12 protein-coding genes are annotated in these 12747 nt (G+C 35.2%); 11 read left to right on the top strand and 1 reads right to left on the bottom strand.

Annotation, left to right across the window (positions count from 1 at the left end):
• The first annotated feature begins 89 nt into the window (after positions 1 to 89).
• The 10 genes from ftsH to dusB all read left to right on the top strand — a co-directional run bounded on the left by ftsH (position 90) and on the right by dusB (position 9854).
• A complete protein-coding gene (gene ftsH, locus ACOQFO_RS05495; protein WP_421688692.1) occupies positions 90 to 2159 on the top strand; it encodes an ATP-dependent zinc metalloprotease FtsH in 2070 nt (689 codons plus the stop codon).
• A 167-nt stretch (positions 2160 to 2326) separates the two neighbouring features.
• On the top strand, positions 2327 to 3094 hold the full coding sequence (locus ACOQFO_RS05490; RefSeq protein ID WP_421688691.1) for a type III pantothenate kinase: 768 nt from the start codon (positions 2327 to 2329) through the stop codon (positions 3092 to 3094).
• A 19-nt stretch (positions 3095 to 3113) separates the two neighbouring features.
• Positions 3114 to 3998, top strand: coding sequence for an Hsp33 family molecular chaperone HslO (gene hslO / locus ACOQFO_RS05485; RefSeq protein WP_421688690.1), 885 nt, complete (start codon positions 3114 to 3116; stop codon positions 3996 to 3998).
• Between the two features lie 145 nt (positions 3999 to 4143).
• A complete protein-coding gene (locus ACOQFO_RS05480; protein ID WP_421688689.1) occupies positions 4144 to 4944 on the top strand; it encodes a peptidyl-prolyl cis-trans isomerase in 801 nt (266 codons plus the stop codon).
• A 140-nt stretch (positions 4945 to 5084) separates the two neighbouring features.
• A complete protein-coding gene (gene cysK / locus ACOQFO_RS05475) occupies positions 5085 to 6014 on the top strand; it encodes a cysteine synthase A (RefSeq protein ID WP_421688688.1) in 930 nt (309 codons plus the stop codon).
• 116 nt (positions 6015 to 6130) lie between these two features.
• Positions 6131 to 6967, top strand: coding sequence for an aminotransferase class IV (locus ACOQFO_RS05470; RefSeq protein WP_421688687.1), 837 nt, complete (start codon positions 6131 to 6133; stop codon positions 6965 to 6967).
• A gap of 2 nt (positions 6968 to 6969) precedes the next feature.
• Complete coding sequence (gene folP, locus ACOQFO_RS05465) at positions 6970 to 7833, top strand: dihydropteroate synthase (protein ID WP_421688686.1); 864 nt, start codon at positions 6970 to 6972, stop codon at positions 7831 to 7833.
• 19 nt (positions 7834 to 7852) lie between these two features.
• Complete coding sequence (folB, locus tag ACOQFO_RS05460) at positions 7853 to 8224, top strand: dihydroneopterin aldolase (RefSeq protein WP_421688685.1); 372 nt, start codon at positions 7853 to 7855, stop codon at positions 8222 to 8224.
• Entirely contained in the window at positions 8217 to 8744 is a 528-nt protein-coding gene (folK, locus tag ACOQFO_RS05455; protein ID WP_421688684.1) for a 2-amino-4-hydroxy-6-hydroxymethyldihydropteridine diphosphokinase, read from the top strand. Before folB ends, folK begins: the two co-directional genes overlap by 8 nt.
• A 96-nt stretch (positions 8745 to 8840) precedes the next feature.
• Positions 8841 to 9854 carry a tRNA dihydrouridine synthase DusB gene (dusB, locus tag ACOQFO_RS05450; protein WP_421688683.1) on the top strand — a complete coding sequence of 338 codons (1014 nt, stop codon included), beginning with the start codon at positions 8841 to 8843 and terminating at the stop codon, positions 9852 to 9854.
• Positions 9855 to 9897: 43 nt separating this feature from the next.
• Here dusB and ACOQFO_RS05445 read toward each other — a convergent pair whose 3' ends face one another.
• Complete coding sequence (locus tag ACOQFO_RS05445; RefSeq protein WP_421688682.1) at positions 9898 to 10377, bottom strand: DinB family protein; 480 nt, start codon at positions 10375 to 10377, stop codon at positions 9898 to 9900.
• A 225-nt stretch (positions 10378 to 10602) separates the two neighbouring features.
• Here ACOQFO_RS05445 and lysS point away from each other — a divergent pair, with 225 nt between their 5' ends.
• On the top strand, positions 10603 to 12093 hold the full coding sequence (lysS, locus tag ACOQFO_RS05440; protein WP_421688681.1) for a lysine--tRNA ligase: 1491 nt from the start codon (positions 10603 to 10605) through the stop codon (positions 12091 to 12093).
• Positions 12094 to 12747: the final 654 nt, after the last annotated feature.

Below are 12747 nucleotides of genomic sequence, written 5' to 3'. Positions count from 1 at the left end.
TTTTTGGCAGGGCTTTTCGTTGTATGAGAAATTCTGATATGTTAAGATTTTACTTATAGTTTTTCTGTTATGTTGTGAGGAGGCTGGGGATGAATCGAATATTTCGATACACCATATTTTATTTATTAATTTTTCTCGTAATAATAGGTATATTTGGTACATTTAACGGAGGAAGAACTCCTTCTGAAAAGTTAAATTATCATGAGTTCTTAAATGCATTAGAAACAGGTCAGATTACAGAAGCAACCATTCAATTTGATAATATGGTTTATGTAGTACAAGGGAAACTTAAAGGCTATGAAGATGGGCAAACGTTTACTGCTAACATCCCGACTGATTATCCAGGTATCCAAGACAAAATTGCTGATGCAAGAGAAAATAATGCGAAAATTGAGTACATCCAGGCTCCAGAAGCGAGCGGCTGGGTACAATTCTTTACTGGGATTATTCCATTCATCATCATTATCATTTTATTCTTCTTCCTATTGAGTCAATCTCAAGGTGGCGGAAATAAGGTGATGAACTTCGGTAAAAGTAAAGCGAAATTATACGATTCTGAAAAGAAAAAAGTGCGCTTTGTTGACGTTGCTGGTGCAGACGAAGAGAAACAAGAACTTGTTGAAGTTGTTGATTTCTTAAAAGATCACCGCAAATTTACAGATATGGGTGCACGTATTCCAAAAGGTATTTTACTAGTTGGTCCTCCAGGGACAGGTAAAACATTACTTGCTCGAGCTGTTGCTGGCGAAGCAGGCGTTCCATTCTTCTCGATTTCAGGTTCTGACTTCGTAGAAATGTTCGTCGGTGTCGGTGCAAGCCGTGTTCGTGATTTATTTGAGAATGCGAAGAAAAATGCTCCATGTATTATCTTTATTGACGAAATTGACGCTGTAGGTCGCCAACGTGGTGCTGGTTTAGGTGGCGGTCACGATGAACGTGAGCAAACATTAAACCAATTACTAGTTGAAATGGATGGTTTCGGAGTAAATGAAGGAATTATTATCATTGCTGCTACAAACCGCCCAGACATTCTAGACCCTGCATTACTTCGTCCAGGACGTTTTGACCGTCAAATTACAGTTGGTCGTCCTGACGTAAAAGGTCGTGAAGCAATCCTTAAAGTTCACGCACGTAATAAGCCTTTACGTGAAGATGTAGATTTAAAAGCTATCGCACAACGTACTCCAGGTTTCTCTGGGGCAGATTTAGAAAACTTATTAAACGAAGCTGCACTAGTTGCAACTCGTCGTAATAAAAAGAAAATTGATATGTCTGATATCGATGAAGCAACAGACCGCGTAATAGCAGGACCTGCTAAATCGAGTCGAGTGATTTCTGAGAAAGAACGTAATATTGTTGCTTTCCATGAAGCAGGACATGTCGTGGTTGGTTTAACATTAGACCAAGCTGAAAAAGTACACAAAGTAACAATCGTACCACGTGGTCAAGCTGGCGGATATGCAGTAATGCTTCCGAAAGAAGATCGTTACTTTATGACAAAACCTGAATTGTTAGACAAAATTGCTGGTCTATTAGGTGGACGTGTAGCTGAGGATATCACTTTTGGTGAAGTTTCTACAGGTGCTCATAATGACTTCCAACGTGCAACAAGCATTGCTCGTTCAATGGTAACTGAATATGGTATGAGCGATAAATTAGGTCCAATGCAGTTTGGCAGCAGCCAAGGTGGTAACGTCTTCTTAGGACGTGACTTTAACTCAGAACAAAACTATTCAGATTCTATTGCTTATGAAATCGATAAAGAAATGCAATCGATTATTGTTGAGCAATATGAACGTACAAAAAAAATTCTTACAGAAAAACGTGATTTATTAACTTTAATTGCTGAAACATTGCTTGAAGTGGAAACATTAGATGCACAGCAAATTGAACATTTAAGAGATTACGGTAAACTTCCAGATCGCGTTGACTACTCTAAAGTAGATAATGATGAAGCTGATAAAACAGAGCCGGCAAATCCGACTTCTGATAATGTAGAATCAACAGAACCTGCTATTGAAAAAACTGGTTCCACTACTTTAGAAAGTGATATTGGAAGTCGTCCTTCTGATCCAACAACTTCTGATTTACCAAAATTGGGGCCGTCATCACCGTCGGGAACTCAAAATGAAGGCATTCAAGAAGATACAAATAAATAATACTAAGGCTGATTGTCTGCGGAATGTAGATGATCAGCCTTTTATGATGTAAGTTTATATTTATTACACAGAGAAGCTAAGCCTTATATTATTAAACTTATGAACAACTATGGTAATATTTTTAGGATAGGTTTTCTTTATGAAAATTCATAATGGAAGTGAATTAGATGATTCTTGTATTAGATGCGGGTAATTCAACAATTGATCTTGGAGTTTATCAAAATGATGCTCTCCTATACCATTGGCGTATGGAAACAAATCTGCATAAAACAGGAGATGAATATGCCATGCAGATTAAGATGTTATTCATGCACAATGATTTGGATTTTAAACATATAGAAGGGGTAATTATCTCCTCTGTCGTACCATCCATTATGTATTCCTTACAGGAGATGTGTCGAAAATACTTTCATGTAAATCCACTAATAGTAGGTCCAGGTGTTAAAACTGGCTTGAATATTAAATATGAAAACCCAAGACAAGTAGGTTCGGACCGAATTGTTAATTCAGTTGCAGCCATTGCCGAGTATGGTGGAAGACCAATTATTATCGTCGACTTTGGTACAGCTATTACATATTGTTACATTGATGAAAATGAAAATTATATCGGGGGTGCAATAGCGCCAGGTATCACCATTTCATTAGAAGCATTATTTGCAGAAGCATCGAAGCTACCAAGAATTGAATTATTAAAACCTTCAAATGTCATAGGGAAAAATACTGTATCGGCTATGCAATCGGGGATTTTTTATGGATTTATAGGACAAGTTGAGGGGATTGTAAGTCGTATAAAAGAGCTAAGTAAGATAGAACCAATTGTAATAGCGACAGGTGGACTTTCAAAGTTATTTGGGTATGAAACAAAGGAAATCGATATTGTCGATCCATTATTAACACTAAAAGGTCTCTATATTTTATATAAAAGAAATCAATAAGAAATGAGGAATTTAACGAATGAGCGATTACTTAGTAAGGGCATTGGCTTTTAATGGCAATGTACGAGCATTTGCAGCGAGAACAACAAATACGGTAGGAGAAGCACAAAGACGTCATCAAACATGGCCAACTGCAACGGCAGCGTTAGGACGCTCAATTACAGCAGGTGTAATGATGGGGGCAATGTTAAAAGGCGATGATAAATTAACAATTAAAATTGAGGGTAATGGTCCTATTGGTCCAATCATCGTTGACTCGAATGCAAAAGGTGAAGTAAGAGGCTTTGTTACAAATCCCCAAGTTCACTTCGAATTAAATAATGTTGGTAAACTAGATGTGCGTCGCGCAGTTGGAACTGAAGGAGCGGTAACGGTAGTAAAAGACTTAGGATTACGTGATATGTTCTCTGGTCAAACGCCAATCGTTTCTGGTGAAATTGCAGAAGACTTTACATATTATTTTGCAGTTTCAGAACAAGTTCCATCCTCTGTAGGGTTAGGAGTATTAGTTAATCCGGATAATACTGTTTTAGCTTCTGGAGGGTTTATCATTCAATTAATGCCAGGTTGTGATGAAGAAACGATCACAGAAATTGAAAAACACTTATCAAACATTGAACCAGTTTCTAAAATGATAGAAAAAGGCTATACACCTGAACAAATTCTAGAAGCAGTTTTAGGTGAAAATCAAGTAAGAGTATTAGATACATTACCAGTACAGTTTAAATGTCAATGTTCAAAAGAACGATTTGGTGCAGCAATAATGAGTTTAGGCGTCGGGGAAATTCAAGAAATGATTGAAGAAGATGGTGGTGCGGAAGCAGAATGCCACTTCTGTTTAGAAAAATATCACTTTGATGAATCGGAACTAAAAGGTATCATCAATGAAATCTTGGAACAATAATCAAAAAAAAATACATCCTAGAACTACATCATTAGAAAACGACATGCCCCGTCAAAATCGTCGCTTAAAAACAAAACCAGTATTATTGATAATGGCAATTTTATTTTTTGGGAATATATTATGGTTTACTTTGTGGATAATAAGTATGAATTCTAATAATCATGGTGGTAACGAGGTTGTCGCTACCGTTGATGGAAAGAACATTACTCGTCAAGAGTGGATGGCAGCAATGGAAGCTTTATATGGTAAAGAAACATTACATTCATTGGTTAATGACGAGGTAATGGAAAGAGCTGCAAAAGAATATGGTATTCAAGTTACAGATGATGAAGTGGATTTAGAGATTGCACTAACTAGTTCAACGCAAGACTTAGATACGTCTTTGAAAATTTTTGAAGAACAACAAGTTCGTAAAAAAATTCGATCACAAATCATTTTAGAAAAAGTACTAACAAAAGACATTGTTATAGAAGAGTCAGAAATTGAAGATTATTACGAAGAAAATAAATCATTGTATGATACGCCTACTACATATCGTACAAGCATAATCATTGTAAAATCTGAAGAAGAAGCTAAACAAGTTCAAAATGAGTTGCATAATGGATCTGATTTTTCTATTTTGGCTAGAGAACGTTCAATAGATACAGGGTCTTCAAGCCTAGGTGGGAATATAGGTTATATTAGTCAAGACCAAACGAATGTAGATCCAGAAATTCAAAAAGTTGTTCAACATCTCAAGTCTGGAGAAATAAGCGAACCTTTTCAATTAAGTGATGGAAATTTCGCATTATTATATGTTACAGGCATTATTGAGGGTAAATCTTTTGCCCTCGATGAAGTAAGTGAACATATTAAAACAGAATTAGCGATGGAACAACTACCTCAGAATGTATCGACAGAAATGTTTTGGAAGGAATTTAATGTTACTTCATACTATTTAAAGTAAAGTCCAGTTGCAAGACCTACAAAATGAATTTACATATTTTGTAGGTCTTTATTATTGACAACAAATAACGAAGTTGGTAATATACTAATTAGGTAAAGCATATAAACATAGTAGGGATTATAAGACGGGAGGAAATGTTGATGAGTAAAATTGCTAATTCAGTTACTGAACTAGTTGGACGCACACCAATTGTTAAACTAAATCATGCTACAAGTGAAAATGAAGGTACGGTATATGTTAAATTAGAATTCTTCAATCCAGGAAGCTCTGTTAAAGATCGTATCGCATTAGCGATGATTGAAGCAGCTGAAAAAAATGGTTCGTTAAAACCAGGAGGCACAATTATTGAGCCAACTTCAGGAAATACTGGTATCGGTTTAGCTATGATCGCTGCTGCAAAAGGTTACCGTGCAATTTTAGTAATGCCAGAAACAATGAGTATTGAACGTCGTAAATTATTACGTGCTTATGGTGCAGAATTAGTATTAACACCTGGTCCAGAAGGTATGAAAGGTGCTATTGCAAAAGCAAATCAATTAGCTGAAGAAAATGGTTACTTCTTACCACAACAATTTGAAAATGATGCAAATGCTGAAATTCACCGTTTAACAACTGGTCCGGAAATCGTTGAAGCGTTTGAAGGATTAAAATTAGATGCATTTGTAGCTGGTATCGGTACTGGTGGTACTATTACAGGTGCGGGTCAAGTATTAAAAGAAAAATATCCTGAAATTGAAATTATCGCAGTAGAACCAAAAGATTCACCTGTTCTTTCAGAAGGTAGAGCTGGTTCACATAAAATCCAAGGTATTGGTGCAGGATTCGTTCCAAAAGTATTAGATACGGAAGTATACACTTCTGTTTTCCAAGTAGAGAATGAAACAGCATTTGAGACAGCTCGTAAAGTAGGTCGTGAAGAAGGAATTTTAGTTGGTATTTCTTCAGGTGCAGCAATCCACGCAGCGATTGAAACTGCTAAACGCCTTGGAAAAGGTTCAAATGTTCTAGCAATTGTACCATCAAACGGTGAACGTTACTTATCAACAGCTTTATATAACTTTGAAGATTAATACAGATTAAATTATTTGACAAAACCGCTTGCACAGGGTTTTGTCTTTTTTTGTTTAATAGATTGGTTAATTATGCTATCGTCGAGGTAATATGGATTGAAGAAAGGATGACATAAATGTTTCTTTGGATGAATGGGAAATATATCAATGAAAAGGAAGTTACAATTTCGCCATTTGACCATGGGTTTCTGTATGGTATCAATTTCTTTGAGAGATTCCGTACGTATAAAGGACAAGTAGTATTATTTCAAGAGCATTATAATCGATTAATAACGAAGTTGAACCAATTTCGAATAAAAATGCCTTATTCAGTAAAAGAAATTCTACAAGTCATTCAAAAGTTAAAAAGTTATGCAAATGATCAAGATGGCATTTATTTTATCAACGTCTCCACAAGAAATGAAAAATCACCACTGCAATATCCAACAATCAATAATAATGAACCGAATGTGACAATCTTCCGGATAGATTTATTCCCCAGGAAAAGAGGGATAGAAAAGGAAGCCAAATGGTTACATGTACGAGAAAATGTGAATTCTCTATTTGAGCAAAGGTTTTTGGGGAATTTAGAAATTGATAATATAGAGAAAGTGGAAGGTATTTTTCTGAGGGATAATAGATTTGTAACAGAAGGATTGACCTCTAATATTTTCTTCACAAAGGAAAAAACAATTTTCACCCCATCATTGGCAATGGGTATTACCCCGGGGATTACAAGACAGTGGGTGATTAATACAGCAAAACAAATGGGTTATCGCGTTGTAGAAGATTTGTTTATTAAAAAGGATTTAGAAGAGGCTTATGAATGCTTTGTAACGAACTCTATCGATGAAATTGTCCCAATATCGAATATAGGAAGTGTACAATTTTTAGGAAGAGACGGCACGATTTATCAAAGACTACATAACGCATACATAGATGAAATTTTAAGGACGATAAAGAAAGGAGAATGAATATGTTATCAAACTATAAAAAACCAATTACTCTTAACAATATTGAGTTAGATTATAAAAAAGAAACATTTGTTATGGGAATATTAAATGTTACACCAGATTCCTTTTCAGATGGAGGAAAATACAATTCAATTGAAAATGCAGTTGAACATGCGAAAAAAATGGTTGCTGATGGAGCGAAAATTATAGACGTCGGTGGGGAATCAACTCGACCAGGTTATACACGTATTTCTGATGAAGAAGAGATTTCAAGAGTAGTACCTGTTATTAAAGCGTTATTGAAAGAAGTTCCTGCAATTATTTCAATTGATACTTATAAGTCAGCAGTTGCACGTGCGGCAGTTGAAGCAGGTGCACATATGATTAATGATATTTGGGGTGCAAAGAAAGACCCGAATATAGCTAAAGTTGCAGCTGAATTAAAAGTTCCGATTATTTTAATGCATAATCGAGAAGAAAAGCCATATTCGAATTACTTTAATGACTACATGGCAGATATAGAAGAAAGTATCCAAATTGCAAAGCAGGCGGGAGTTCCAGATGAACATATTATTTTAGATCCGGGAATTGGTTTTGTAAAAAATCTAAAACAAAGTATTGAAACAATGCAAAGACTAAACGAACTAGTTGAATTAGGTTATCCAGTATTATTAGCAACATCAAGAAAACGAATGATTGGGACGATTTTAAATTTACCAATCGATGAACGAGTGGAAGGAACAGCGGCTACATGTGCCTATGGCGTGATGAAAGGTTGTCACATTGTTAGGGTACATGATGTTAAGGAAGTAGCTCGTACTGTTAAAATGATTGATGCTTTGCTTGGAAAATTTGAAGTAAATGAAGAATTACCATCTAGACATTAAAAAGAGAAAGAGGATTTCTATGGATTATATACATTTACGAGATATGCAATTTTATGGGTATCACGGAGTTCTAAAAGAAGAGAATGTACTTGGGCAAAGATTTAATGCTACCGTTTCGTTAGCTGTAAATATTGAAAAATCTGGATTAACAGATGACTTAAATGATACGGTTAGCTATGTTGGAGTTTATGATATTTGTAAAGAAATTATAGAAGGTAAACCTTATAAATTAATTGAAGCGGTAGCTGAAACAATTGCTACGAGAATTTTAGAGAGCTACCTGGGACAAGTGTTTGGGGTAAAAGTTGAAGTAATAAAACCCGATCCTCCTATTCCTGGTCACTATAAAGAAGTTGCAGTAGAAATTACAAGAGGACGTTATTATGAATAAAGTTTATTTATCTTTAGGTACAAATATTGGTAATCGAGAACATAATCTTATGCAAGCAGTTCACATGCTTCAAAATAGAAATGGTGTTGAAGTTAAGTCAATATCTTCAATATATGAAACAGCTCCGGTCGGATATATTGACCAACCTTCCTTTTTAAATATTGTTTTATTAATTGAAACTGCCTTTACAGCACTGGAATGCTTAGAAATATGCCAATCGATTGAAAATGAATTAGGCCGTGTTCGTGAAATCAGATGGGGTCCGAGAATCATAGACCTTGACATTTTGTTGTTTAATAACGAAAATATTGAAGTTGAGAACTTAAGCGTACCTCATCCAAGAATGTTCGAACGGGCATTCGTATTAGTTCCTCTATTAGAGATTGCTACTGAGCCATTGTCGGATCAGTTACTATTGGCTAAAAATAGCCTTGATCAGATGGACCTCGAAAAAGAAGGAATTACGAAATGGAAAGAGGCATCAAGCTTACAAGATTCTCTAGCAGAAAAAGAGTTTTAATAAAGTAGTGTTCATATAAAGTAATCATTCGGTAAGTTCTATTTATATATCGTTGTAAAATAGGGAGTAATGCACTTCTTAGAGGAGGAAAAAGTTTTGAATACACAAGAAAAGCCATTTCAAATTGGCGATATTGTCATGGATAACCGTGTCGTATTAGCGCCAATGGCTGGGGTTTGTAATTCAGCTTTTCGATTAACTGTAAAAGAATTCGGAGCTGGTTTAGTATATGCCGAAATGATTAGCGATAAAGGTTTAATCCTTCGCAATAAGAAAACGTTGGATATGTTATATATTGATGAACGAGAATATCCTTTATCTTTACAAATCTTTGGTGGCGAGAAAGAAACATTAGTAGAAGCAGCAAAGTTTGTTGATCAAAATACAAATGCTAGTATTATCGATATTAATATGGGCTGTCCTGTGAATAAGATTATTAAATGTGAAGCAGGAGCAAAATGGCTACTAGATCCAAACAAAATTTATGAAATGGTATCAGCTGTAGTAAGTGCAGTAAAAAAGCCAGTTAGCGTAAAAATGCGTATTGGTTGGGATGAAGAGCATATTTTTGCAGTTGAAAATGCTCAAGCTGCAGAACGTGCAGGTGCTTCAGCGATTGCAATGCATGGACGTACACGTGTGCAAATGTATGAGGGTAAAGCAAACTGGGATATCTTAAGAGAAGTTAAGAAGCATATAAACATTCCGTTTATCGGAAATGGTGATGTTGAAACCCCTCAGGATGCAAAACGAATGATAGATGAAACTGGTGTTGATGCTGTCATGATTGGACGTGCAGCATTAGGTGACCCTTGGATGATTTATCGTACAGTACAATATTTAGAAACTGGCGAGTTAAAACCAGAACCAACTGTACGTGAGAAAATGGATGTATGCTGGTTGCATTTTGAACGATTAATGCAACTAAAAGGTGAAGGGGTAGCAGTGCGTGAAATGCGTAAACATGCCTCTTGGTACATGAAAGGCATTCGTGGAAACGGTAAAGTACGTACTGCTATTAATCAAATCGAAACAGCAGTAGAATTGCGAGCATTATTAGATGAAGTCAAAGAACATTTTAGCGAAATGCAACAAGTTGAAGCGATATGATATAAAAAGGCATCCATTTCATAAGTAAATGGATGCCTTAATATTATCGTTTTAAAGCCTCTTTTGTCGGGCCCATTACGCCAGGAACATTAAGTCCTGCTTGTCTAAGTAACACTTGCATTTGTGCGCGGTGATGTGTTTGATGATCTACCAATACACGTAAAATAGCGCCAATTGGAGTAGGGCGTCCGTGGCTATCAACAATTGTTGATAATGATTCATCTGTTAACTTTTCTTTCACAGTCTTTACAACTTCTTCTTTGACAATCTTATAATTATTAATAATCTCTTGAATTGTTGATGGAGTAGCAGAGGGATTTAATTCCACATTTAAAGATAATCCAGCTTGTCCGATAAAGTATGCGGGTGCAGTTGTAAGGTGCCAGCTTAGCCATTCGAGGGAGCTATGCCCTTCAACAATTTCAAAGCTTTTCTTTTCTTCAGTAATGGATTCAAAAACAGATAATGTCCCATTGCAGTTTTTTTCCCACTCTTGAATAAAGTCATCAACCATACGGTACATAAAAATTATGCCCCTTTCCCATTTCAATTTATGGAAGTTCAGCATAATATTAATACAATATAGTCGATAATGTTAAATGATTTGAATTCAGAAAACTAAAACAATTTGTCGGAAGTATAGAAATTCGTATGAAACAGATGAATCCTAACCAAATATTGTGTACAATAGGTACATTATGGACAAACACACAGTTCGTGCGAAAAAGTAAATAAAGGAGTGATTTACATGTCAAACATTGAAGAATTAAATGACCAACTTTTGGTGAGACGCCAAAAGATGACGAATATTCGAGAAAATGGATTAGATCCATTTGGTAGCCGTTTTGAACGTACACATCTATCATCAGAAATTAGAGAGCAATATGATGGATTTTCAAAAGAAGAATTAGAAGAACAAACACATGAGGTTGTAATCGCTGGACGTATTATGACAAAACGTGGTAAAGGGAAAGCTGGATTTGCCCACATTCAAGATTTAGGTGGACAAATGCAAATTTACGTACGTAAAGATCATGTTGGTGATGAAGCGTATGAATTGTTCAATACTGCTGATTTAGGGGATATTGTAGGTATCCGCGGTAATGTATTTAAAACAAACGTAGGTGAACTTTCTGTTAAAGCAGAAGAGTTTACATTCCTAACTAAATCTTTAAGACCTATGCCAGAGAAATTCCACGGTCTACAAGATATTGAACAAAGATATCGTCAACGCTATTTAGATTTAATGACGAACGAAGAAAGTAAACATACATTTATTACTCGTTCTAAAATCATTCGTGCAATTCGAAACTATTTAGATAACAACGGTTATTTAGAAGTAGAAACACCAATGTTACACACAATCGCTGGTGGTGCTGCAGCTCGCCCATTCATCACTCACCATAACGCATTAGATATGGAATTATATATGCGTATTGCAATTGAACTTCACTTAAAACGTTTAATTGTTGGTGGTCTTGAGAAAGTATATGAAATCGGCCGTGTATTCCGTAATGAAGGAATTTCAACTCGCCATAATCCAGAATTCACTATGATTGAATTATACGAAGCATACGCTGACTATCGTGATATCATGGCTTTAACTGAAAATCTAATTGCTCACGTTGCTCAAGAAGTACTAGGTACGACAACTGTTAAATACGGTGAAGATGAAATTAACCTTGCTACAGGTTGGAAACGAGTGCATATGGTTGATGCAGTTAAAGAGGCAACTGGTGTTGACTTCTGGCAACCAATGACAAAAGAACAAGCACAAGCTCTTGCAAAAGAACATGGTGTTGAAGTGAAAGAAATGCACGAAGTAGGTCACATCATCAACGAATTCTTCGAACAAAAAGTAGAAGAAACATTAGTTCAACCAACATTCGTGTATGGGCATCCGGTTGAAATTTCACCGCTTGCGAAGAAAAATCCTGAAGATCCTCGTTTTACTGATCGTTTTGAATTATTTATCGTTAGACGTGAACATGCAAATGCCTTTACGGAATTAAATGACCCAATCGATCAAAAAGAACGCTTTGAAGCTCAATTAGCTGAAAAAGAAGCTGGTAATGATGAAGCTCACGAAATGGATAACGACTTCATTGAAGCATTAGAGTATGGTATGCCTCCAACAGGTGGATTAGGTATTGGTATTGACCGTCTTGTAATGTTACTAACTAACTCACAATCAATTCGTGACGTATTACTATTCCCAACAATGCGTCATAGAGATTAATAATAATATTATGAGGTACTATTAAAACCAGGAGCTGCACATTTGGTGTGTAGCTCCTGGTTTATTGTATAAAAATAATCCGAAAACATTTGAATAATATTAACCTATTTAATAAATTGCGGTATAATATAGTTTCTCAGAGAGATATATAGGTAAAATTTCAAGTTTGTATTTGATGTTAAAAATTAATACAATGGATCTGATTTTAATAAATGTATTTGAATAATAAAGTAGTATATTTTAAATAATGTTTAATATTGAAATTACGAGAGTAATGATATAAACTAGTAAGAACCTTATTGAATATTTAAGGGTTTGTAGCATCTGTTTATATTGAATAATAAATATAAAAGTTTTTTCAATAAAACACTTGCATTATTAAAATATAGATGTTATATTTATATCCGTCGTTAAAAACGACTGAGAAACAAAATTTTAAAAACAAAAAATAGTTGACTCGCTAAGGTAGATGTGATAAACTATAAAAGTTGCTGTTGAGAGACAGCGATAAACATGAACCTTGAAAACTGAACAACAAAACGTTAATGAATAAATAGTTTCTATAATAGAAACACAATTTTGGACATCATAAAGATGCCAGCAAAAATTTGAGCTTTATCAAATTTTCTTTTATGGAGAGTTTGATCCTGGCTC

Origin of the sequence: Ureibacillus sp. MALMAid1270 (assembly GCF_049202975.1) — a bacterium.
In the GTDB taxonomy this organism is placed as follows: Bacteria; Bacillota; Bacilli; order Bacillales_A; family Planococcaceae; genus Ureibacillus.
This window is presented reverse-complemented; position numbering and strand designations above follow the sequence as displayed.

Bases quoted from the DNA above. Each gene is read 5' to 3' on its own strand.
- ACOQFO_RS05445 (WP_421688682.1), bottom strand. From the start codon at position 10,377: ATGTACCGTATGGTTGATGACTTTATTCAAGAGTGGGAAAAAAACTGC.
- cysK (WP_421688688.1), top strand. From the start codon at position 5,085: ATGAGTAAAATTGCTAATTCAGTTACTGAACTAGTTGGACGCACACCA.
- folB (WP_421688685.1), top strand. From the start codon at position 7,853: ATGGATTATATACATTTACGAGATATGCAATTTTATGGGTATCACGGA.
- ACOQFO_RS05490 (WP_421688691.1), top strand. From the start codon at position 2,327: ATGATTCTTGTATTAGATGCGGGTAATTCAACAATTGATCTTGGAGTT.
- hslO (WP_421688690.1), top strand. From the start codon at position 3,114: ATGAGCGATTACTTAGTAAGGGCATTGGCTTTTAATGGCAATGTACGA.
- folK (WP_421688684.1), top strand. From the start codon at position 8,217: ATGAATAAAGTTTATTTATCTTTAGGTACAAATATTGGTAATCGAGAA.
- ftsH (WP_421688692.1), top strand. From the start codon at position 90: ATGAATCGAATATTTCGATACACCATATTTTATTTATTAATTTTTCTC.
- folP (WP_421688686.1), top strand. From the start codon at position 6,970: ATGTTATCAAACTATAAAAAACCAATTACTCTTAACAATATTGAGTTA.
- lysS (WP_421688681.1), top strand. From the start codon at position 10,603: ATGTCAAACATTGAAGAATTAAATGACCAACTTTTGGTGAGACGCCAA.
- ACOQFO_RS05480 (WP_421688689.1), top strand. From the start codon at position 4,144: ATGAATTCTAATAATCATGGTGGTAACGAGGTTGTCGCTACCGTTGAT.
- ACOQFO_RS05470 (WP_421688687.1), top strand. From the start codon at position 6,131: ATGTTTCTTTGGATGAATGGGAAATATATCAATGAAAAGGAAGTTACA.